19 protein-coding genes are annotated in these 21,090 nt (G+C 56.1%); 8 read left to right on the top strand and 11 right to left on the bottom strand.

Annotated features, from left to right (window positions below; translation table 11 throughout):
- Positions 1-9 precede the first annotated feature (9 nt).
- From secF to BLP93_RS13525, 3 genes are all read left to right on the top strand, one after another.
- On the top strand, positions 10-1,101 hold the full coding sequence (secF, locus tag BLP93_RS13535; RefSeq protein ID WP_092122825.1) for a protein translocase subunit SecF: 1,092 nt from the start codon (positions 10-12) through the stop codon (positions 1,099-1,101).
- Positions 1,102-1,133: 32 nt separating this feature from the next.
- Positions 1,134-1,319: a tautomerase family protein gene (locus BLP93_RS13530; protein WP_139163008.1), complete on the top strand. Its 186-nt coding sequence runs from the start codon at positions 1,134-1,136 to the stop codon at positions 1,317-1,319.
- Between the two features lie 346 nt (positions 1,320-1,665).
- Positions 1,666-2,712 carry an ADP-ribosylglycohydrolase family protein gene (locus tag BLP93_RS13525; protein WP_092122819.1) on the top strand — a complete coding sequence of 349 codons (1,047 nt, stop codon included), beginning with the start codon at positions 1,666-1,668 and terminating at the stop codon, positions 2,710-2,712.
- A gap of 133 nt (positions 2,713-2,845) precedes the next feature.
- Here BLP93_RS13525 and BLP93_RS13520 read toward each other — a convergent pair whose 3' ends face one another.
- From BLP93_RS13520 to BLP93_RS13500, 5 genes are all read right to left on the bottom strand, one after another.
- Complete coding sequence (locus tag BLP93_RS13520) at positions 2,846-3,043, bottom strand: heavy-metal-associated domain-containing protein (RefSeq protein WP_092122816.1); 198 nt, start codon at positions 3,041-3,043, stop codon at positions 2,846-2,848.
- Positions 3,044-3,303: 260 nt separating this feature from the next.
- On the bottom strand, positions 3,304-4,047 hold the full coding sequence (gene hisA / locus BLP93_RS13515) for a 1-(5-phosphoribosyl)-5-[(5-phosphoribosylamino)methylideneamino]imidazole-4-carboxamide isomerase (RefSeq protein WP_092122813.1): 744 nt from the start codon (positions 4,045-4,047) through the stop codon (positions 3,304-3,306).
- Complete coding sequence (locus tag BLP93_RS13510; protein WP_092122810.1) at positions 4,044-4,694, bottom strand: hypothetical protein; 651 nt, start codon at positions 4,692-4,694, stop codon at positions 4,044-4,046. Before BLP93_RS13510 ends, hisA begins: the two co-directional genes overlap by 4 nt.
- 2 nt (positions 4,695-4,696) lie before the next feature.
- Positions 4,697-5,284 carry an imidazoleglycerol-phosphate dehydratase HisB gene (gene hisB, locus BLP93_RS13505; protein ID WP_092122807.1) on the bottom strand — a complete coding sequence of 196 codons (588 nt, stop codon included), beginning with the start codon at positions 5,282-5,284 and terminating at the stop codon, positions 4,697-4,699.
- A 362-nt stretch (positions 5,285-5,646) separates the two neighbouring features.
- Complete coding sequence (locus tag BLP93_RS13500; protein WP_092122804.1) at positions 5,647-6,201, bottom strand: DUF4416 family protein; 555 nt, start codon at positions 6,199-6,201, stop codon at positions 5,647-5,649.
- A gap of 238 nt (positions 6,202-6,439) precedes the next feature.
- On the opposite strand from BLP93_RS13500, the gene BLP93_RS13495 reads away from it, so the two are divergent.
- Together BLP93_RS13495 and infA are read left to right on the top strand one after the other, a co-directional pair.
- Positions 6,440-6,757 (top strand): RNA recognition motif domain-containing protein, encoded by a 318-nt coding sequence (locus BLP93_RS13495; protein WP_092122801.1) that lies wholly within the window; start codon positions 6,440-6,442, stop codon positions 6,755-6,757.
- Positions 6,758-6,915: 158 nt separating this feature from the next.
- Positions 6,916-7,134: a translation initiation factor IF-1 gene (infA, locus tag BLP93_RS13490; RefSeq protein ID WP_092122798.1), complete on the top strand. Its 219-nt coding sequence runs from the start codon at positions 6,916-6,918 to the stop codon at positions 7,132-7,134.
- 97 nt (positions 7,135-7,231) lie between these two features.
- On the opposite strand, the gene typA is transcribed toward infA, so the two are convergent.
- Positions 7,232-9,058: a translational GTPase TypA gene (typA, locus tag BLP93_RS13485; RefSeq protein WP_092122795.1), complete on the bottom strand. Its 1,827-nt coding sequence runs from the start codon at positions 9,056-9,058 to the stop codon at positions 7,232-7,234.
- 484 nt (positions 9,059-9,542) lie between these two features.
- On the opposite strand from typA, the gene BLP93_RS13480 reads away from it, so the two are divergent.
- The 3 genes from BLP93_RS13480 to BLP93_RS13470 all read left to right on the top strand — a co-directional run bounded on the left by BLP93_RS13480 (position 9,543) and on the right by BLP93_RS13470 (position 15,454).
- Positions 9,543-10,748: a type II secretion system F family protein gene (locus BLP93_RS13480; RefSeq protein ID WP_092122792.1), complete on the top strand. Its 1,206-nt coding sequence runs from the start codon at positions 9,543-9,545 to the stop codon at positions 10,746-10,748.
- 450 nt (positions 10,749-11,198) lie between these two features.
- Positions 11,199-12,314, top strand: coding sequence for an efflux RND transporter periplasmic adaptor subunit (locus BLP93_RS13475; RefSeq protein WP_092122789.1), 1,116 nt, complete (start codon positions 11,199-11,201; stop codon positions 12,312-12,314).
- Entirely contained in the window at positions 12,311-15,454 is a 3,144-nt protein-coding gene (locus BLP93_RS13470) for an efflux RND transporter permease subunit (protein WP_092122786.1), read from the top strand. Before BLP93_RS13475 ends, BLP93_RS13470 begins: the two co-directional genes overlap by 4 nt.
- 37 nt (positions 15,455-15,491) lie before the next feature.
- On the opposite strand, the gene BLP93_RS13465 is transcribed toward BLP93_RS13470, so the two are convergent.
- The 5 genes from BLP93_RS13465 to BLP93_RS13445 all read right to left on the bottom strand — a co-directional run bounded on the left by BLP93_RS13465 (position 15,492) and on the right by BLP93_RS13445 (position 20,732).
- Entirely contained in the window at positions 15,492-15,791 is a 300-nt protein-coding gene (locus BLP93_RS13465) for a hypothetical protein (protein ID WP_139163007.1), read from the bottom strand.
- Positions 15,792-16,015: 224 nt separating this feature from the next.
- Complete coding sequence (locus BLP93_RS17045) at positions 16,016-16,789, bottom strand: ubiquinone/menaquinone biosynthesis methyltransferase (protein ID WP_161946338.1); 774 nt, start codon at positions 16,787-16,789, stop codon at positions 16,016-16,018.
- Entirely contained in the window at positions 16,782-18,059 is a 1,278-nt protein-coding gene (locus BLP93_RS13455; protein ID WP_092122780.1) for an SDR family oxidoreductase, read from the bottom strand. Before BLP93_RS13455 ends, BLP93_RS17045 begins: the two co-directional genes overlap by 8 nt.
- A 16-nt stretch (positions 18,060-18,075) precedes the next feature.
- The gene (locus BLP93_RS13450; protein ID WP_092122777.1) at positions 18,076-19,956 is read right to left on the bottom strand and encodes an FAD-binding oxidoreductase; all 1,881 of its coding nucleotides are present in this window, start codon (positions 19,954-19,956) and stop codon (positions 18,076-18,078) included.
- Positions 19,953-20,732, bottom strand: a complete 780-nt coding sequence (locus BLP93_RS13445) for a dienelactone hydrolase family protein (protein ID WP_092122774.1) — start codon at positions 20,730-20,732, stop codon at positions 19,953-19,955. The genes BLP93_RS13450 and BLP93_RS13445 overlap by 4 nt, the downstream gene beginning before the upstream one ends.
- Positions 20,733-21,090 lie beyond the last annotated feature (358 nt).

Raw genomic sequence — 21,090 nt, 5'->3', positions numbered from 1 at the left:
AGTGAGAGCATGGGTCTGCAAATAATTCGTCCGGATACCCGGATCAATTTTCTGAAGTTGCGCTACGCGGCGTTTCTGTTGTCCGGTTTTTTGATCCTCGTCAGCATCGTGTCGCTGGTGATCAAGGGCGGCCCCCAATACGGCATCGATTTTTCCGGAGGCATGATCATTCAGCTGAAGTTTGATCAGCAGATGGAGGTGGGCCAGGTTCAACAGGCCCTCCAGGGGACCGATCTTCCCGGTCTGGCGATTCAGCGTTTCGGTACAGTGCAGGATAATGAGTTTCTGGTCAGGACCTCGACGACCGATTTGTCTTCCGATGTCGTACGCAGAGACTTAAGCGCCAGGCTGGAGAAAAATCTGCCCGGCGTCGGCCATGAGATTCAGCGCCTGGAAATGGTCGGCCCTCGGGTTGGCGCTGATTTGCGCGCCCAGGCAATGGAAGCGCTCTTCTACGCCGTATTGCTGATTGCAATCTACATTTCCGGACGGTTCGAGAAGCGATGGTTTCCCGCCGTGATCATGGCCGCCGGACTTGCCGGAGGCATCGCTGCGCTGCGCTGGCTCGGCCTGCCCATGGAACTGCTTGTCCTTGCCGCATTGGTCATCACCGTGGTCTTATGCTGGAAACTCAAGCTTTCTTACGCTCTCGGAGCCGTGGTCGCCCTGATCCATGACGTGTTCATCACCTTCGGCATTTTTTCATTGTTGAACAAGGAACTGGATCTGGCCATTATCGCTGCGTTCCTGACCATTCTTGGATATTCACTCAACGACACCATCGTAATTTACGACCGGATCCGCGAGAACATTCGCGACAAGGTGGACATGACCTTGTTCAGCGTGATCAACCTGAGCATCAACCAGACGCTGAGCCGGACGATTCTCACATCCGGCACCACGTTGATGGTTGTTCTCTGCCTGGTTCTGTTCGGAGGCGGGGTCATTCATGACTTTGCGTTGGCATTGTTCATCGGGATCGCCATTGGAACATTTTCTTCAATTTTTATCGCGAGTCCTATTCTCCTCGGTCTCACCAAGATTTCAAACATGGACCTTGAAGCTGAGGCGGAGCCGGATCAAACCTTGTCCACGACATAGCCGCGGCTTATTGATCTTTCGTGGACAAGCTCATGCCCGTCATGAATGTGAATATTCGCGCAGGTCGGAGCCTGGAGCAAAAGGATGCCCTGGCTCGGGAAATCACACAAGCCGTGCACGAAACCATTGGTGCGCTTCGAGAGTCAAGGTATGTCCTGATCCTTGAAAATCCGGGCTCTCTCCATTTCAAGGACGGACAGCCATTGCCCGAGTTTTAGTTCCCGATTGTCCATATCGATTAACTTTGGTTTTACAAAAATCATTGAGGCCCCTCTGCTGCTGCAGAGGGGTCTTTTTTTTGGGCATTGCAACTGCTTTCAGGACAAGGCTAAAATTGAAAGCCTGCAAATGGCGGCCTTCCCATTTTAGAGCATCAGGTTCTTGCGATACGAAATGCACAGCAGCTTTGCGCCTTGAGAATTCGGGGCGAGGATTGACCTTTCAGCATCCGATCTTATCAAAGGTTGAAGGCAACTACTCGGACTTTTGCATGACAAACAGGAACACAGCTGAGTAACTATGAATGAAGTATGATATTCATCACCTTTTACCAAGGATAATGCCATGCTGAAACATGTCCCGGAGATCAACTCCCGGCTTGCCGGAGCGATTTACGGCGCGCATATCGCTGATGCCCTGGCCATGCCCGTTCACTGGTATTACGATACCTTTGCGCTGACAAAGGACTACGGTTTGGTGCAAGGCTATCAGCAGCCCCGGAATCCACACCCGGACAGCCTGCTCTGGCGCTCACGCTATCGTCCGCCCAGTCCAGATACGGACATCCTGCACAATCAGGCCATGTTCTGGGGTGAACGAGGTGTGCATTATCATCAGTTTTTGCAAGCTGGAGAAAACACTCTGAACATGAAATTAGGCCGGATCCTCATGGACTGCCTTCTTGAGGACGAGGACGACCTCAGGGCTCGTTATCTCGCCCGGTACGTTTCCTTCATGACGAAACCGGGAAATCACCGCGATACCTATGTCGAGGAGTGTCACCGGGAGTTTTTCAAGGCCTGGGCGACCCGGAACAAGGAAGACAAGGTCATTGCTCCGGACGAAAAACACATGGGGGGATTGTGCATGCCCATTCCGATCCTGCTGTATTTTCACGACCAACCGCAAAAGGCCTTCACACTCGGTCTACAGCACATGGAACTGACTCATCCCGGGCAGTTGATGAAAGATGCGTTCACGAGTTTCTCGCAAGTGCTGCAATCCATTTTGCAGGGCATGGATATTCGTCAGGCACTGGAACAGGAATGGCCGGAAAATCTGATGCAGTTTGCTGGCCATCCATTTGAAGAACTTGCGCAACAGCCCGATGCGGAGGTGGCGTTGAACGTGTTCAACACAGCCTGCTACGTGCAGCAAGCATTGCCGCTCACGTACTATTTAGCTTGGAAGTACCAGGATGATCCGGAAATGGCCCTGATTGTGAACACAAATCTCGGCGGCGACAACTGCCACCGCGGCGCTGTTCTCGGCACATTGATGGGAGCTATGCATGGCGATCGGGCATGGCCTGAGAAATGGCTGTCCGGCTTGTATGAGCCGCCATCAGAGTTTGCCCGGCATCTGGCTGCTTTTGATGTCGTCTACGCTTAAATATGAAGTCGTTCCCCGCCGACAATTGAGCATCGTGAAGCGAATGTCGGAAATCTCCTACAGATCAACTTCAACAAAAAAGCCATCCCGTGCGGATGGCTTTTTTGTTGAACAGCTTGCAAATCGATGCGGATCAACCCAGATCGTGACCTGCCTTCTGCAGTGCTTCTCGAATGACTTCCCGTGAAACCGGTTTGGTTTCCGTAAAGTCGGCTTGTTTTTTTTCCAGGGAAACCTTAACGTCCTGTACACCGTCAATCCCGCTTAAGGCCTTTGTTACGGCATTGACACAGTGTTGACAGGACATACCCGAGACTTTGATCGTGGCCATATGCAACTCCTTGGCGTTTCGCGTTCTCTTGAAAATCAGCAACCATTCGGCAAATTTTGATCATATATCGAGAATAGGACCGGCTTTCCTTGGTATCGCGGTCTCGCACGGTTGACTGAGCCAGGATTCGTTCATCGAGCCATACCTCGAACATGCGTGCAAAATGTCCAACTGAAGAATGAGATGACTTGCAGATGAAAGAGCGTGCTTGTTGCTCTTGGAAAATCAAACATTTGCAAGTAATTGGATTGTTTCGGTAGTTATCCTTGCTCAGTTTCCTGCAGTTCGATCCACTCCATGGCTGCTTTGAAATCAAGCGTGCCTTCATAAATGGCTCTTCCGGTGATGATCCCTTCCAGGCCCTGGGAAGCCAAGTGGTGGAGAAGCTGAACGTCTTCCAGCTTGGTGACGCCGCCGGCGGCTATAACCGGGAGCTGGGTTGAGCGAACAAGATGTTCCATGGCCGCAAGGTTGACTCCACTGTGCATCCCGTCCCGGCTGATGTCCGTGTAGATGATGAAAGCCGCTCCCTGGCGCTCCAGCCGAGGCAAAACCTGGTCTACGGTCAGCCCCGCGTCGTCTACCCAGCCCTTGGTTTTCAAGGCTGAATTAACGGCATCCAGAGACACCCCGATTCGACCAGGCAGTGCAGAGCACAGGGCGCCGAAGGCATCAGGATCTTCCAGAGCCATGGTTCCGATGATCAGGCGTTGGACACCGGCGTCAAGATATTTTTGCGCGGTATCCATGTCACGAATCCCGCCGCCAAGCTGAACCGGAACCGAAACCTGGCCGCAAATCCGTTGGATCAGATCGAAGTTGACGGGCAGTCCGTCAAAAGCGCCATCCAGGTCCACAAGGTGAAGCCATTTTGCGCCCAGTTCCCCCCAATGCCGAGCCATGGCCGCGGGGTCAGGTGAAAATACGGTAACGTCGTCGGCTCGGCCCTGGCGCAGGCGAACACATTGTCCATTCTTGATGTCCACCGCCGGAAAAAGAATCATAAGCCCATCTCCCGCATACCTTCGCGCAGACCGTCCCGCACAAGTTCTTTTGTGGGCAGCCACTTGCCGCCGCGACGAAAAAACCTGTCGGCCTGCAGGAGATCCTCACTCAAGGAGCGTTGACGTTCATCGTATTGAAAGCGCTGAGCAATTCTTTGGTTCGGGATGTTCAACAGAGTCAGCTCCAAGACAACCCTTCCAGGCTCGGTCACGCCCCATTCGCCACCCTCGCGTTCACGCCATTCGAGGATTTGCGGGACAAGCAGGTAATCCGCCCGGGTACACGCGCCGACATCCATCCAGTACCGAAGTCCAGAGATTCCTCCACGTTCGGTATTGACGCCGGATAATACAAGCTCCTGACATTGTTTGGTTGCTTCTGTTCCGAGAACAGCACGAATTTCGCCTTCACCAAGCAGTTCCATGAGCATGGCGTCCAGTTCGTCAAGCAGTCCAGGGGACAAGGTTCTTGCTTGTTCAGCTCTGGAGGTGGACAGCAGCTGCCAGCCTTCCAGAGGCTGGTGAAACCCGGCTACAGCAAGGGTGTGTTCGACGGGCAACTGCGGAGCGGCAGGCCGGGGTGCACACGCGCTCAAGAGCAGGATAAGGCTCCACAAACAGATGTTGGTCATGGTCCAATTACGCATTTTCAACAACTTCCCTTGGTGCTCGGCACACCGGTACGAGTCCTGGAAACAGCCTGGCGCAGCGCCATGCCCAGCGCCTTGAAGGCGCCTTCCACAAGATGGTGGCCGTTTCGGCCGTAACGATACGTGATATGCAGGTTCATTCGTGCTTCCTGTGCCAGTGATTTGAAAAATTCACGCCAGATGTCTTTTTCATCTCCGGCGATTATGGCCGGCAAAGGATCATCATTATAAACCAGGTATGGCCGACCGGAAAGATCCACCACAACTTCCACCAATGCCTCGTCCATGGGAACAATGGCCGAACCTAAACGGGCGATTCCGGCTTTGTCACCGAGAGCGTCCAGCAAGGATGTGCCGAGAGTTAATCCAATATCTTCCAGAGTGTGGTGGGTGTCGATGTGCAGATCGCCTTCACAGGTCAGGTTGAGATCAAAGTCCGCCCAGAAGGAAAGCAGGTGAAGCATGTGATCGGCAAAGCCGATTCCGGAGTGAATCTGCGTCGATCCTGATCCATCAAGAACCAAATCAAGTTTGATTGTCGTTTCCCTGGTCTGCCGCTGGCTCTCGGCTCTGCGAATGTCGTGCATGTGTTTCTCTGAAATCCTTAAGATTAAAAGTACACTAAGGAAAATGGAGCCTGCCGGTGGCAGGCCGATCTTGCGGCCATGCGTGAACCTTCGTCGGCGAGCTGGAAGAACATCGAACCTTCGCAAAGGAACAACTGGTGCTTCCGGCTGACGGTAATCATGCGCTGAAAAACTAGGGCATAGCCAAAAAGGCGAGACCGCAAAAATCCTGACAAGACGGGTCGGGTTCCTGCCTGCGATGAACCATGCAGATCAGATATGAAAAATAAAAAGCTGAATGGATTCAAAAAATTGAATTTTGTCCCGGAAATTGCTTGCTGTCAATCTGGGTTCGCAGCTTGAGCCATGCTCGGATAAGGATTTCATGACGTTCGAACAGGTGATTTGTCGAAAATGCCGAGCTTTGCCCTGTACTTCAGCCGTAATTGCGTCAATTGATGCTGCAATACTGGAGCTGCGTAGTCGCGAAATGTCCAGGGCAAGGTCTGCCAGCGACCCGCCTGGTAAATGAGCGTGAGATCGGCAAAGACTCCGTCGCCAAGGTAAATGCGGTGGGTAAAATTCTTCCCGGTTGCCAGGACAAACCGCTCCTGGGTCAACAAGCCTGGATCGAGATTGAACAGGCGCTGGCCGCCGCGGAGATATTTCTGTTCCAGGTCATGCGACCAGAGTTTGATTTCCCGAAGTCGCTCCTGAGGGACAAGTTGTTCAAATGCCAGTAGCCTTCGCTGCAGCGGGGTGCCGAATTCAGCCTCGTAATAGGTCGTCTCGGAGAAAGGGATGGGAGTGCCGGCTGATTCCAGGCGCCCAAGAAAACTTTCCAGGGATGGGATGAGATCAGGCCAAAACATTTCCCATCGTGAACTGAACAGGGAAAGTACCAGCTGGGCTGAAAGAGGAGGGCGGGGGGTGCTCATGGTCTTTGTCTTTGTGTCAGGTCCCGGCTTGAGATCTGGATGTGCTCAATAGTTGCCGATAAGGAATCCAATTGTGTTGGCCGGCGGAAAGAAATAAGTTGACAAAAATATAAACGCAAATTATTTTTATATTTTCAATTTGCACCGGCAAGAATCTCGTTCAGTTCTGGACACCGAGGCGGCTCGGATCCGGAAAGATCAGGAAGAATTTGCCCCAACCCCTTTTGGAGTCATTCGCATGTCAAGTAAGTTGTATGTTGGGAATTTGCCCTTTACCGCCCAGGAAGATGATATCCGTGATCTTTTCTCCGCTTACGGCGAGGTTCTTTCCGTAGCCCTGATCAGTGACCGTGAAACTGGACGCCCACGTGGTTTCGGATTTGTTGAGATGAACGAAGCCGGAGCCCGTTCCGCTCAGGAAGCGCTGGACGGAAAAGATTTTCAAGGCCGCAGCCTGCGCATCAATGAAGCCCAGGAACGCTCTCCCCGTCCCGGCGGCGGTGGCGGTGGCGGCGGCGGATATGGCGACAGAAATCGTCAATCCAAGCGCTGGTAGTGGCAGCCCAATTTTGAATACATAGGCCTTACGAAGCCCCGTCCTCTTTCTTCGTGAGGACGGGGCTTTTTTGCTTGCAATGCATCAAGAAGTAATTAAATGCTATCCGAGCTTACCGACGTGGTTCGTGGTGTATATCTTTAACCGAAGGAGGGCCTATGGCCAAGGAAGAATGTATTGAAATGAGCGGGGTTGTTCAGGAGGCTTTGCCCAGCACCCTTTTTTCCGTCGAACTGGAGACCGGACATAAAATTCTTGGGCATCTTTGTGGGAAGATGAGAAAATTTCGAATCCGGATATTGCCCGGAGACAAGGTACGGGTTCAGTTGTCCCCATACGACCTGACCAAGGGGCGGATCGTTTTTCGGGAAAAATAGCCTCTATTAAGGGGGCGGTTGCAGTGTTCCGCCTCGGCCCGTCCCCCCTTATCCTCCGCTTAAGAGCAATCTGCGCAGCAACGTCCACTCATTTGCATTATTTTGCTCCGCCCATGACATGACGTTTGGATGCGGACAAAACCGTCTTGCGCAATCGAATGGAATGCGGGGTCACTTCCACCAGTTCGTCCTCGCGAATGAAGTGCAACGCCCACTCCAGAGTCAACGGCAGTACAGGGGTCAGGATCACCGCTTCATCCTTTCCCGAAGCCCGCATATTCGTGAGCTTTTTTTCCTTGCAGGGGTTGACGTTCAAGTCGCTCTCCCGATTGTGTTCCCCGACGATCATCCCTTCGTAGACTGGTTCTCCGGGCGAGATGAAGAGTCTTCCCCTGGGCTCCAGATTGAATAACGCATAGGGCACGGCGGTTCCAGCCCTGTCCGCGACGATGGATCCCATGAATCGCGTCGGAAAGTCTCCCCGATACTCCTCATAACCCGAAAAGTAAGAGTTCATGACCCCGGTTCCCTTCGTGTCGGTCAAGAATTCGTCACGATATCCGATCAACCCCCTGGAAGGAATCGAGAATTCCACCCGGACGCGACCGGTTCCCCGGTTCACGAGGTTGGACATGCGCCCTTTCCGGATGGAGAGCTTTTCTGTAACCACGCCAAGAAAAACCTCTTCGCAATCGATAAAAAGGTGCTCCATGGGTTCCAGGCGTTTCCCGTCCACATATTTGTAGATGACTTCCGGGCGACCCACGCTGAGCTCATAACCCTCTCGACGCATGGTTTCCACGAGAATAGCCATTTGAAATTCACCTCGGCCCTTGATCACGAAGCTGTCTCTGTCCTCGGTCTCTTCAATCCGGATCGCGACATTACTGAGGGATTCCTTGACCAGCCTCTCCCATATCTTGCGGGACTGGACGAATTTCCCTTCCCGCCCGGCTAAAGGAGACGTGTTGATGGAAAATTTCATGGCCACGGTGGGTTCGTCCACTTTGATCCGTTTGAGCGCCGAAGGCTCGGCCTTGGTGCAGATGGTGTCGCCGATCGCCACGTTTTCAATCCCAGCCAGGACAGCGATGTCGCCAGGCCCCACTTCCTTGACGTCCTGCAGTGAAAGGCCGGAATAGGTCTGCAGTTTGGTCACCCGCAATGGAAGTTGTTCCTCAGCCGCGTCAATGCAGATCAGTTGTTCATTCTGTTTCGCACTTCCATTTACCACCCGGCCGATGGCCAATCTCCCCAGATAGTCGGAGTACCCCAGATCCGAAACCAGCATTTGAAAAGGCATGCTGGGATCATACGCCGGTCCGGGGATTGTTTCCAGGATTGTATCAAAGAGGGGATGCAGGTTCTCATCCGGATCTTCCAGGGCATGCTTGGCAATGCCGTCCCTGGCAATCGCGTAAAGCACCGGAAAATCCAACTGTTCTTCCGTGGCGTCGAGGTCTATGAACAGATCATAAATTTCATTCAGCACTTCCTCGACGCGGGCATCCTGACGGTCGATCTTGTTGATCACCACGATAACTTTTAACTTTGATTCAAGAGTCTTTTTGAGCACGAAGCGCGTCTGGGGCAAGGGCCCTTCAGAGGAATCCACCAGGAGTACCGCGCCGTCGGCCATGGACAGGGAGCGTTCGACTTCACCGCCGAAATCGGCGTGCCCTGGGGTGTCGATGATGTTGATTTTAACGTTTTTCCAAAGCACGGCGCAATTCTTGGCTGCGATGGTGATGCCCCTCTCCCGTTCCAGGTCCATGGAATCCATGATCCGCTCGGCCACTTCCTGGCCTTCCCGAAACAGTCCGCTTTGTCTGAACAAGGCATCCACCAGTGTTGTTTTGCCGTGATCGACGTGGGCAATGATGGCGATATTCCGAATTGATTGATTGGTTTCTTTGTTTGGCATATTCTTTTTTGTTAAAAGTTGGATCTGCCTCAAGGGACAAACACGAGTGAATTGCGCCATTTCTTTCGTTGAAAGGACACTTCCGGCTTATGGGCTTTTACTGCACAACATGCGGCACGGCAAGTGCCGACATCTGAGCTGTTTCTCGGTTGAACTGAATGGGGGCATTCGCAGGGGCACAAGCATGAATGCATTAATGTATGCTTGGAGATGTTGGACATCCGGTCTTTGCGTGGGCAAAATCGGCTTCGCCGATACAGCAAGGTTAACGATGGCGTGGCTCATGAATTGAGGTGATTGGCGGGAACATGATGGATTGCGTGTCGATTTCGATTGCGATTGCGATTGCGATTTCGACAACGGTAGAAAAATTGCCGATTTTTATTTAAGTCAGTGGGTTTCGGTTGTTTCGTGAATGATCGCATAACATAACAATCGCAATCGCAATCGCAATCGAAATCGAAATCTAAAAGAAGGATAACCATTGCCGACATTTCAATATCTTGCCCTGGACCGCCAAGGAATTCAGCGCAAGGGGCTTTGTGAAGCTGAGAGCCGCGCGGTGGCCTATGGAAAACTTCAGGAGCAAGGCCTGTTGCCCCTTCAGCTCGGCCTTGCCGGAGGCGTCCACATCCGCTCATTGCGCTCCTGGCTCACTCCAGGGGTTTGGCTGCATCGCATCCGTCTGGATGAAGCCTTCTACTCCCTGGGAATGATGCTTCAGGGAGGCGGGTCGCTGGCGCAGAGTCTGGATCTTCTGGCGCGAACATCCAACGGGCATGCTTCGGGATTCTGGCTGCAGATTCGTGACGCGGTGGAGGGTGGGCAGGCTTTTTCCCAGGCCTTGCAGGATCATCCCGCGGTCATTCCTCCGGTATATACGGCCATGGTCCATGTGGCGGAACAGGTTGGGCGGCTGGGTGAGGTGCTGGAGCGAATCGCCCGATACGAGGAGGGGAGACGGGAATTTCGGGAACGATTGCTCACCTCTCTCGGATATCCTCTGACCATTCTGGTGATCGGCCTTGGCGCGGTCTTTTTCCTGCTATCCCGGGTTCTTCCGCGGATCGCCGACATCGTGACCTCTTCCGCCGGAGAATTGTCCTGGGATACGCGGATCCTTCTCAGCGTGGGGGCGTGGATGGAATCCTGGGGGATGATGCTTTTGTTGGGTTTGGGAGGCGCGGCATGGATGTCAGTCATGGCCTACAAACGCAGGCCGGGTTGGCGAATGCGTCTGGACAGGCTTTTCTGGCGGCTACCCGTGGTTCAAAAAGGCGTGCTGGCTCGTTTTTCCGGTCTTGTAGCCTTTCAACTGCAAGCCGGCATTCCCATGGTTCAGGCCCTGGAAAGTTCGGCTCAGGGGGTGGGGTCGCTTTTTTTTCGAGAAAAAATGTCCCAGGCCGCCCGGGAAGTTTCCACGGGCCAGCCTTTGGATGAAGTGCTGTCCAGACAGGGCATCTATCCAGATGTTTTTTTGACCTCTATCAGTGCCGGGCGGGCCGCCGGAGGGCTTGGTTCGTTTCTGGAGCGTCTGGGCAAACTGCTTGAACGTGAAACCGACGCCACATTGAAACGCTTTGCAGCACTGGTGGAACCGGCTTTGATTCTGGCGTTAGGGCTTCTGGTGGGTTTTCTCGTTCTGGCGGTCATGGGGCCGATCTTTGATTTGACCTCACGCGTCAGGTGATTCGGACGCACGCTCGTCCTCTGTCCTGCGTTCGTCTGATTTCGCCATGAAAGAAGCCCTCTCGGCCTGCTCATTCCGATGCGGAAATGGCCGACTGGGGATCCCATGTACGGGAGACCCCACGTACGTTTAGCTCCTCCAAGCAGACACTCCAAAAAATGATCTCCATCTCTCCAGCAAGATCACGAAGCAATCATGGTCATCCAACAACGCCCGGTGCAGCAAGCCTTCACCGGGCGTTGTAATTGCGTCCATCAAATACCGCTCATCAGCAGTGAATGAAGACTGTTCTTCTTGACAACCCCAGGGAGATGATGACGATTAATGGGTGAATTTTTTGATGAAAATTCAGCTGGATCTGTTCATGCCTGAGTCATGAAACCGTTATTGCCCTTGGAAGCAGACCTGGCTGGCAGAAGACGGATTCGAAGGCGGAGGAGAAATGCCAACATGATGAGCAAGGTTTTGGGAGGGCCCAAGACGTGGGTGATCATCGGCATTCTTGCCCTGGTGATCATCTGGATCGCAAGCGGCGTGCTGTTGCGTGACGACGAAACGAAGGAAGAGGTCAGGCCTGCCGAGCGCAGGACCATCGTAGCTGTTCGGCAAATGCAGGCGCAGCCGGTGGAGCGCCTTCTCGTGCTGCACGGGGATCTGCAACCGGAACAGGTCGTGATGGTGCGAGCGGAGACGGGCGGGCGTATCGAGAACTGGCATGTGCAGCTTGGTGCGGCCGTGGAAGCGGGCGACTTGTTGGCCCAGCTTGAGCTCAGCGAGCGCCGTGCGCAGTTGCGGCAGGCCCAGGCGAGGTTGAATGTCACTGAAAGGCAACTGCAGGCTACGCGTCAACTCGTTGAGGACGGCTTTGAGGCTGAAATCCAGCTCGAAACGGCAATGGCGGAAATGGAAGCCGCCCAGGCGGATTTGACGGCGATTGAAGAGGAAATCAGCCGGACCAGGATTGAGGCGCCCATCGCCGGGAGCGTGGACCAGCGCATTGCCGAGCGTGGAGATTTCGTCTCCACCGGAGACGAGGTGGCCAGGATCGTCAACAATCATCCGTTGCGGGCCATGGTTCAGGTGCCGCAGCACAGCATCGGGCGGGTCAGAGTGGGCTTGCCGGCACGAGTGAACGTGTTGCGTCACGGCATGGTGGAGGGCGAGGTGACCTTCGTCAGTACGCTTGCGGATCCGGCCACCCGCACCTTCCGCATTGAAGTCGAGGTGCCGAATCCAGGCCGGGATCTGCCTGCCGGGACCAGCGCCGAGGTCGAGATACCCACCGAGGAGGTGCTTGCACATCAGGTTTCGCCGGCCGTCATCGGGCTGGATGATGACGGCCGGATCGGCGTGATGACCGTGGACGCGGAAGACAGGGTGCAGTTTCATGTCATCGAAGTCGTACGTGCCGGCCGGGAGGGAGTCTGGGTCACGGGATTGCCGGATCGGGCACGCATCATCACCGTCGGCCAGGGCTTTGTTCGAGCCGGGGAGGAGGTGATTGCCCGTTCCGAGGAAGCACACTTGATGCACGAGGACGCTCCTGTGGAGAGTGTGGCGCAATGAATGCGATTCTTGCCGGGCTCCTCGGCCGTGGCCGAACGCTTCTGCTGTTGCTTCTTTTGCTGCTGACCGCCGGTGGAGCGGCATACGTCATCGCTCCGAAAGAGGCCGCGCCGGATATCGACATTCCGATTTTTTTCGTCACCGTCGTCTATCCCGGCGTTTCAGCCGAAGATTCCGAACGCCTCTTGCTGCAGCCCTTGGAGCGTGAACTCCAGCAATTGGCGGGACTCGACGAGTTGGTTTCCAATGCCGGAGAGGGGTTCGGGATCATCCGGCTTGAATTTCTGCCCGGCTTTGAAAGCCGCACCGCCATGCTCGACGTCCAGCAGGCCGTGGACGTGGCCGCTCCGGAACTGCCCGCGGGCGCCGAACAACCGGTGGTCAATGAAGTCAATCTGGATCTTTTCCCGATTCTGAGCATCGTCCTTTCCGGGCCGATGGAGGAGCGTTCGCTGCTTCAGGTGGCGCGGAATCTGCGCGATCGCCTGGAAGGCATCGATGGCGTGCTGCAGGTGGACATCATCGGTGAGCGGGACGAGGTCATGGAGATCCTGGTCGACCCGACCATGATGGAAACCTATCAGATCTCGTTTCAGGAACTGGCCGGCGCCGTTGAACGGAACAACCAGCTTGTGCCCGCCGGTTCCGTCCATGCCGGTGCGGGACGGATCGGGATTATTGTTCCCGGGACCATCGAGAACATGGAGGACGTACGCAATATCGCCGTGCGGGTGGAAGAGGGGATCGTGATCACGGTCGATGACGTGGCCGAGGTTCGGGAAGGCTTTGTTGATCCGGAACGTTTCGCCCGTATTGACGGTGAACCCGCACTGACCCTGGATGTGCGCCCGCGGACGGGCGCCAACGTGCTGATCACCGTGGACGCCGTGTTACGGGAACTGGAGCAGGCGCAACAGGCCTGGCCCGAGGCACTGCGGGTGACCCTGCTCCAGAACCAGGCCGAGCAGATCGAAAATCTTCTTGGCGATCTGGAGAACACGGTGATCATCGCGGTGCTGCTGGTCTCCCTGACGATCATTGCCGTAATGGGTCTGCGTGCCGCTTTGCTGGTGGCGGTAGCCGTGCCGGGAGCTTTCCTGACCGGCATCCTGGTGATCTACGCCATGGGCTTCACCCTCAATATTGTCGTTTTGTTCGCGCTGATCCTCGTTGTCGGCATGTTGGTGGACGGGGCTATCGTCGTGGTTGAGTTGGCCGACAGATACATCAAGGAGGGACGCCATCGCCGAGAAGCGTTTCTGCTCGCATCGCAACGCATGGCCTGGCCGATCATCAGCGCCGCCGCAACCAGCATCGCCGTTTTCGTCCCCATGCTGTTCTGGCCCGGAATGATCGGGGAATTCATCATCTATCTGCCGGCGACGGTCATTATAACCTTGCTCGCGTCGCTGCTCATGGCCCTGGTGTTCGTACCCGCGCTGGGACAGGTGCTCGGGCCAAGATCTCAAGGGGATGATGAGAAGTCGCGGCGCATAAAAGCCGCGGAAACCGGAGATTATCAACATACGGGAAAGATAACGGCACGGTATGTCGAGGTGCTCGGTCACTGCTGCCGACGCCCCGTGCTCACGCTGGCCGGCGGAGTGGGCCTCGTCCTGTGCCTGTATCTGCTCTACGGCGTTTTTGGGCGCGGCGTGGAGTTCTTTCCGGACATCGAACCGGAAACCTTGCAGGTCAGGGTGCATGCCCGGGGCGATCTGTCGGTTTGGGAGGCCGATGACCTGGTGCGCCAGGTCGAACAGCGCTTGGCGGGGCTGAACGGCGTTGAGGCGGTGAACACCCAGGCCATCGCGGACCAGCAGTTGCGCCTGCAGCAGAATCTTCCGGCGGATACCATCGGCGTGATTCGACTCGAGCTGTTGGACTGGCGTCAGCGGCCAAAAGCCGCTGAGATTTCCGCCGCGGTCCGGCAGCGCACGCGCGACCTGCCCGGCTTGCGTGTCCTGGTGCGTGACGAGGGGCAGGGGCCTGCCAGAGGCTTGCCCATAGTGGTTGAACTCAGCGGGGAGCAGCGTCCCTTGTTGTTTCAAGCTGTGAGCCAAGCCCGAACGCTTATGGAGGAACTGGGGGGATTTGCCGAAATACAGGACGATCTACCCGTGCCGGGCGTGGAACTGCGATTGATTGTGGATCGTGAGGAAGCCGCGCGTTACGGGGCAAATGTTCTTCTGCTGGGGCAATCGGTGCAGATGCTCACCGCCGGAGTCGTGCTGGGCGTGTACCGGCCGGCGCACAGCGATGAGGAGGTGGATATTCGGATGCGCTTTCCTCTTGAACGCCGGAATATGGAAGAGTTGGCCAGGCTGAGGGTACCGACGGTCAGCGGGATGGTTCCGATTACCAACTTTGTGCGCATGGAACCGGCGCCGGCCACGGGAGTTATCAACCGGATCAACGGTCGTCCCGCATACCGGATCGAAGCGGACGCGGCCTCGGGATATCAGGTCAACGAGCAGATCCGCCGTCTCGACCAGGCTCTGCAGGGAGCGGAACTCCCCGAAGGCGTGGATTTCATCTTGCGGGGCCAGGCCGAGGATCAGGCTGAGTCGGCCAATTTTCTTCGGGCGGCCTTTTTGGTTTCCATTTTCTTGATGTTTCTGATTCTGGTGACGCAGTTCAACAGCCTGTTGCAGGCGGCGCTGGTCATGTCCGCCATTGTCTTCTCCACTGCGGGAGTTTTGCTTGGCCTGCTGGTCCGGGGCGAGCCCTTCAACATCGTGATGAGCGGGATCGGCATCCTGGCTTTGGCCGGGATCGTGGTTAACAACAACATCGTTCTGATCGACCATTACAACAGGGAGCGCCGTCGCGGCCTGGAGGGGCTGGAGGCGGCTCTGCGCACGGGCGCGCAGCGGATGCGACCGGTGGTGTTGACCGCGGTGACGACGATTCTTGGACTTTTGCCAATGGTTCTCGGCCTGACTATCGACTTCCTGGAGCGGGACATCTACTTCGGAGCTCCGGCCACCCAATACTGGATCGCTTTGTCCACCGCCATCGTCGGCGGCCTGATCATCGCCACCCCGCTCACGCTGCTGTTCACCCCGGCAATGCTGGCCTGGATGGACCGCCGCGGAAAAGGGAACCTTCCCCGCGGCGAAAAACGGCATTCAGCTTAAGTGTGATCGGGCGGTGGGCGAGTTTGTTCAGCGTGAGTTATCTCTTGACGATGGAAATCAGACAATCCTGCATCAGCTTTCCGGTATCCATGTCCATCCACGGGCTTTGAACGGTCACGTCGACTTCGTCTCCTTTTCTGAACATGGCGGATTCGTCGCTGACGAAGATTTCACGAATTCCATCCTGGGACTTGTAGAACTCAATCACCGCGGACGCCGGATCCTTGGTTTGGTAAGCGACGCCGTCCACACCGAGTCCTTCCTTGAGGAATTTCGTTGTTCCGGCATGCTGTGTTGCTTCGGGGTAAACAGCAACGCCGAACTGCGTCTCTGCCATCGCAATTCCGGACATCAAACACGCAACCAACACGAGACAGGCACATCCAATCATCTTTAACCGCATGGCGACCTCCTTCTGGTTGAAACATAGGGAATGATTTAAGACCGATAGCGGATTGGAGAGGTTTGCGTCAAGAATGTAATCAAGGGTTATGTACAGATGTTCAAATCAACCCGAAAACTTTACTTGGCGTCCTCCGCGTCTTGAGGTCAAGCGGCGGTTCATTTTTCAAAAGTACCCTCCAGCCGGATGATCTCTTTTTGCCCGGAATACAGCACGGCCAAGCCATTGCTCATCAACTCATGGGTTGCATGGACGAAGTGGTTCTCGGTCAGGAGGTCTTGAACCCGCGCCGGTGACGGAAAGACGCGGATGGATTCGGCCAGATAGTGGAAGGGCTCGGCTGTTCCGGTGATCAGCCTGCCTGCCCGGGGCATGATCCGGAAGGAGTAGTAGTGGTACAGGGTTCGCAGCCAAAAAGATTGCGGGATGGAAAACTCCATTGCCAAAAACCTGCCCCCCGGCTTCAGCACCCGCCGGATCTCGCCCAGTCCTCGCTCCAGAAAGACGAAATTACGGATGCCATAACCCACGATGACTGCGTCAAAGCTGTCCTCGGCAAACGCCATGTTCTCGGCGTCCCCCTGCACCCACTGGATGGCGGCGTCCTGTCCGGCCTGTGCGGCTTTGCAGCGGCCCTTGTCCATCATGGTCCGGCTGAAGTCGCAGACGGTCACCCGCCCGGATGGCCCCACGGCCTTCGATGCCATGACAGCGAAGTCGCCGGTGCCGCCGCACAGGTCCATCACGCGTTCGCCCGGCCGAAGGTTCAGCCTGCGTAGTGCCCTGCGTCTCCAGAAAAAATGCAGCCCGAAGCTGAGCAAGGCGTCCGCAAGATCATAGCGATGGGCTATTGTCTCGAAATGGCCGAGCACGCGGCGACGTTTTTCCGAGGCCGGAATCCTTTCGTAGCCGTAGGAGACCTTTTCATGCATTCCGATATCCCGCGGCGACTTCATTTCGTGCTTCATCGGGCTGAGTCTCGGGGGAGAATGGTTGGCGTTTTCCATCAGTCCGGATTGCGGCATGGGGCTCAGGACTCCGCCCCCAATCCACATCGACTGCGTAACGCATACACGTTGCGAAGACGTCGTAGGTGAATGCCGGGCAGGTGATGCCGTGTCTGTGCAAGATGGCCTCTGACTTGGCATTTTCAAAAATCCGGTTGTCCTGCATGTATGAGCCGTAGGCCTGGATATGGTTTTCAAAGAGCAGTTCCAGGCCGTTCCTGGGGCTGTCGATAAAATCATCCGGAACAGCCGTACGTAACCCTTTGAGTCTGAAAAACCGGCGGGTGTAATCCACAAGCCGGCCGATCGTGATGTTGTCCGGATTAACGATATGAAAGACCCCGCCCTGGGGTGCATCCGCGCGAATGGCCATGAACGCCCGGATGAAATGATCCACGGGGATCAGGTTGATGCCGTGACTCTCGGACCCGGCTATCCGCAGGGGCAGATGCAGGGTTTCATCCGGGTCCATCGTAACGCCCATGGCCCGAGCCTTGGCGCCGTCCTGTTCGCGGATATCCCGGCCGTACAGCTTGCTGAAAAAGTGCAGGGTTCGCACCGGATAGTACAGGGCATTGAACAGAAACGTCCGGCCGGTGACGGAGTCGCCGTAGACAATGGACGGACGATGCACCGTCAGTACGATCCGGTTTTGGGCGCAACGCAACTTGGCCAGATGTTCCGCACGGTGTTTCGTCTCTTCGTAGACATTATGAAAAGCCACGGCCGGCGCGAAGTCCTCCGGGCAGGAGCCGCTGCGCTTGCCGGCCGTATATGCGGTGCTGATCAGATGAAATCCGCGGCATGCGCCACCTTGTAGCACGTCCAGAAGGTGTTCCAGGCCACGGATGTTGGTTCGTTCCACATGTTGCCGCTTGCGTGTTGAAAAGGAGGTATCCGAGGCGCAGTGTATGGTTTCCTCCGCTTCCTCAGTCACCATCTGACGGTCCCGGCCATGCAAATCCAGCCCCGGATGGTCCAGATTTCCATCCAGAACCTTCAGTTTGGAGCGCAGGCTTTGAGGAACGCCGAACCAATCCAGCAGATTATCCACGCGGACCCGTGCGCTTTGGCGGGGGCGGCCGCGGGCCAGCAACAGGATGCGGTGCCCGTCGGCCAGCAGTCGGACGGCAATGTGACTGCCCAGAAGGCCGGTCCCCCCGGTGACCAGGATGGTGCGTGGCTCAGTGGTCATGAGTTCCCGGTCCGGGTCATGTGTAGAGAAAGGCGTCCTTGCGCGCGCAGCCCTGGGAGAAAATGTACTTCAACCACTTCACTCCCTTGGTCCCGACGCTCAGATTGTCCAGATAGGGTTCGAATTCGACCATGGCCGCGCGGATCTTTTCCGCCTCTTCCGGGTCCTGGTGATCGATGTAGTAGTCGTATTCAAGAATGCCGCGCTTGCCCAGATCCAGAGGCGTCAGGAATCCGTAGTCGTTGTCGATGCCGTGGCTGTCGGCGATGCGCTTCAGTTCCGCGCAGATTTCTTCAATCACGTCGGCCCGGTCCATGGGCACGTAGACCAGGAAGGCGAACATGTGCTTGTGCCGGGACATGCGGGAACTGAGAATCCGGAACATGTTCAGCCAGACCATGTCCGTCATTTCGGGGCGGGTATAGAGCTTGGCGTAGAATGATTGGAGATCCTCGTCCACGGCCCTGGCCGCGGTTTCCGGTGCTGGCCGAAGCACTGCGTCCAGAACTGGGCGCATTTCCGAGCGCAACAGGATCTCGTAGGGTGCGTGGTCGCCGTCCATCCCGGCAATCAGTTCTACCCATTCATCATCAGCCATGTTGGGCAGTCCGAGCATGAACATGCGGAACAGTTCGGCGTCGATCACTGAATCTCGCATTTCGCGTACAGTCCGGCAGGCAAAGCCGTCGCCGATGACGAATACGGCGTACTTAAGGCCGATGGCCTCGGTCAGGCTGTGCCGGACCCGGTCCGCGAGTTCAGCCGAAGGAGACATGAAGGTGGACAGGTAATGGCCGCCCAGCACGCCGATAGCCAGTCCGATCCGGCGTCGGCTCAGGTCCCGGGCAAAATCCACGGCCTCCTTGAAGTCCGCGAAAGGCACGAGCAGTCCTTCCTCGTCGTCGGTCACCGGATGCAGGCGAACATGGGCGCGGGTGCAGATGCCGGGCGAAGGCGTCAGCCTGTGCTCGTAGCAGAAGGCATTTGGGGAGGCCGGATCGTTGAGTCGAAAAAGCTTACCGTTGTTGTCCACGAATTCCATGTCCACGAAGGTGTCCGCATTCACACCGTAGGCGTTGGCCCAGGTCGAGAAGAGGCCGGTGCAGACGATATTGCCGCAGACAGTGGCCGCCGGCTCCGCCGTGTTGACGCGAAAACCGTGTTTCACCGCTTCCTGCTGCAGTTCGAAGGAGGTCACGCCGGGCTCCACCAGGGCGGTCCAGTTTTCGGCATCGATCTCGATGCCCTTCATGCGGTGCATGTCCATCACCAGCCCGTCGCTGAACACGAATCCGAAGACGCTGCCGCCGTTGCCCCGGACAACATAGGGTATCTCCCGTTCATTGGCGAAGCGGACCAGGGCTGTGACCTCGCTCTGGTTTCTCGGCAGGGCTACAAAGCGTGGCATGCGCATTCCGGCCAAGGGGAAGGGATCATTGGCGTAGGTCACCAGGATGGCCGGATCATTGGAGACCCACTCTTGGCCGACGATGGTTCGCAGTGCGTCCAGGTCCGGATCGGACTGGGCAGGCACAGGGCTGTTGCCTAGAGCCAGCCAGTCCCGGACATGTTTTTTCAAAGCCTTCATCACCTGAACCGGCCGCATTCCGGTCACGAAATGGCATTGTCGGTCGCAAATACCGCACAAGTCGCAGGAATCGGCAATGTCCACCAGACCTTGCGTGATGGGTACGAGGTCTCTGGCAAGAGCGTCATAGATGTCCATCCGGCCCTGGGGAAAATAGCTGACAAAATGTTTCTCCATCCCTGACGCGCAGATCCCCGTGCCCAGAAAATCGATCTTGCACATGGCGTAATGCCGACACTGGGCTGCTGTTTGCCGTGTTTTCTCCGGGAAGTCGCGTTGTATGGATTGATTTGAATCGAGCAGCATCATTGAAATATTTCCTTGAAAAATGTTTCCATGGCAGCAAATGCCCGCCGAGCCACCACCGGATGGTACTCGGCCGTGCCGGGCATTTGAGCATACGGATCGGTGAAGGAATGCACGGCTCCGCCGTAGTGGATCATCTGCCAGTCCACATCGGCTTCACGCATTTCATTGATGAATTCTTGAACCTGGTCGTCGGGCACCAGCGGATCGTCCGCGCCGTGCAGCGCCAGGATTTTTGTCCTGATATTTTGGGCATCAGCCGGATCGGCTGTGCCCAGAGTGCCGTGAAAGGAAACCACTCCGCTCAGCTCCGTGCCGCTACGCGCCAGCTCCAGAGCGACCTCGCCTCCGAAGCAGAACCCGATGGCGGCAATGCGGGAGGTGTCCAGAGGTACGACGTCGCCCTGCTCCTTGAACACCTCAAGAGCGGCATTGACCCGCAGGCGCATGAGGGATCTGTCCTCCCGTATCCGTGCGGCGGCGGTTCTGGCCTGGCCGGTGTCCTGTGGTCGGATGTCTGTACCGTACATGTCGATCATGAACACGACATACGAATCCCCGGCCACCCGCGCGGCTTTTTCCCGCGACTGCTCCGTGGGCCCCATCCAGTTCGGAACCATGAGGATGCCCGGTTTGAGAGCATCCGCGGCTTCAGTGTAGATGATCACGCCCTCGAATTGTTCGCCGTCGATGGTATATTCCACGGTCTTTGCCACCACTTCGGCGTGTGCGGGCAGTGCAAGAAAGAACAACAGGAATGTCCAAACAAAAATTTTCATGGCTTCCCTCCAGGAACGAGATGGGTCCGAATATCAAAAAATGTTCCAGAATTTGTTCATGCCGGTCTTGTGCCAAAAGTAATGCCGGAAATCTTAATGGCCCCATTGTTCGGAAGCGGTTGTTCATCTTCCTTTGAGAAGGTGTTGATAGGCCTGAAAGCCTTGGAATGCCGTAATTGAAACGACTGTAAGCCATGGCGACAACCTGCGAAAACCGTTCAGGCTTGGACCAGAATTCTTAATTATTAAGAAATGATTCTTGTTGTGGAGAAATCTGCCCGTGTTTCTTCGTGATTCCATTCAATTATCGCGTTGCGGATGCTGCCTGCATGGCATCCATATTGAACCGCCCGTTTTG

Origin of the sequence: Desulfonatronum thiosulfatophilum, assembly GCF_900104215.1 — a bacterium.
Taxonomy (GTDB): Bacteria; Desulfobacterota; Desulfovibrionia; order Desulfovibrionales; family Desulfonatronaceae; genus Desulfonatronum; species Desulfonatronum thiosulfatophilum.
Note: the sequence above shows the minus strand (reverse complement) of the source record. Positions and strands in the feature narration are given on the sequence as shown.

What these genes read in the sequence shown, in the direction of transcription:
- secF (WP_092122825.1), top strand. Translation starts at nt 10, where the DNA reads ATGGGTCTGCAAATAATTCGTCCGGATACCCGGATCAATTTTCTGAAG.
- BLP93_RS13530 (WP_139163008.1), top strand. Translation starts at nt 1,134, where the DNA reads ATGCCCGTCATGAATGTGAATATTCGCGCAGGTCGGAGCCTGGAGCAA.
- BLP93_RS13525 (WP_092122819.1), top strand. Translation starts at nt 1,666, where the DNA reads ATGCTGAAACATGTCCCGGAGATCAACTCCCGGCTTGCCGGAGCGATT.
- BLP93_RS13520 (WP_092122816.1), bottom strand. Translation starts at nt 3,043, where the DNA reads ATGGCCACGATCAAAGTCTCGGGTATGTCCTGTCAACACTGTGTCAAT.
- hisA (WP_092122813.1), bottom strand. Translation starts at nt 4,047, where the DNA reads ATGATTCTTTTTCCGGCGGTGGACATCAAGAATGGACAATGTGTTCGC.
- BLP93_RS13510 (WP_092122810.1), bottom strand. Translation starts at nt 4,694, where the DNA reads ATGCGTAATTGGACCATGACCAACATCTGTTTGTGGAGCCTTATCCTG.
- hisB (WP_092122807.1), bottom strand. Translation starts at nt 5,284, where the DNA reads ATGCACGACATTCGCAGAGCCGAGAGCCAGCGGCAGACCAGGGAAACG.
- BLP93_RS13500 (WP_092122804.1), bottom strand. Translation starts at nt 6,201, where the DNA reads ATGAGCACCCCCCGCCCTCCTCTTTCAGCCCAGCTGGTACTTTCCCTG.
- BLP93_RS13495 (WP_092122801.1), top strand. Translation starts at nt 6,440, where the DNA reads ATGTCAAGTAAGTTGTATGTTGGGAATTTGCCCTTTACCGCCCAGGAA.
- infA (WP_092122798.1), top strand. Translation starts at nt 6,916, where the DNA reads ATGGCCAAGGAAGAATGTATTGAAATGAGCGGGGTTGTTCAGGAGGCT.
- typA (WP_092122795.1), bottom strand. Translation starts at nt 9,058, where the DNA reads ATGCCAAACAAAGAAACCAATCAATCAATTCGGAATATCGCCATCATT.
- BLP93_RS13475 (WP_092122789.1), top strand. Translation starts at nt 11,199, where the DNA reads ATGATGAGCAAGGTTTTGGGAGGGCCCAAGACGTGGGTGATCATCGGC.
- BLP93_RS13470 (WP_092122786.1), top strand. Translation starts at nt 12,311, where the DNA reads ATGAATGCGATTCTTGCCGGGCTCCTCGGCCGTGGCCGAACGCTTCTG.
- BLP93_RS13465 (WP_139163007.1), bottom strand. Translation starts at nt 15,791, where the DNA reads ATGGCAGAGACGCAGTTCGGCGTTGCTGTTTACCCCGAAGCAACACAG.
- BLP93_RS17045 (WP_161946338.1), bottom strand. Translation starts at nt 16,789, where the DNA reads ATGCATGAAAAGGTCTCCTACGGCTACGAAAGGATTCCGGCCTCGGAA.
- BLP93_RS13455 (WP_092122780.1), bottom strand. Translation starts at nt 18,059, where the DNA reads ATGACCACTGAGCCACGCACCATCCTGGTCACCGGGGGGACCGGCCTT.
- BLP93_RS13450 (WP_092122777.1), bottom strand. Translation starts at nt 19,956, where the DNA reads ATGATGCTGCTCGATTCAAATCAATCCATACAACGCGACTTCCCGGAG.
- BLP93_RS13445 (WP_092122774.1), bottom strand. Translation starts at nt 20,732, where the DNA reads ATGAAAATTTTTGTTTGGACATTCCTGTTGTTCTTTCTTGCACTGCCC.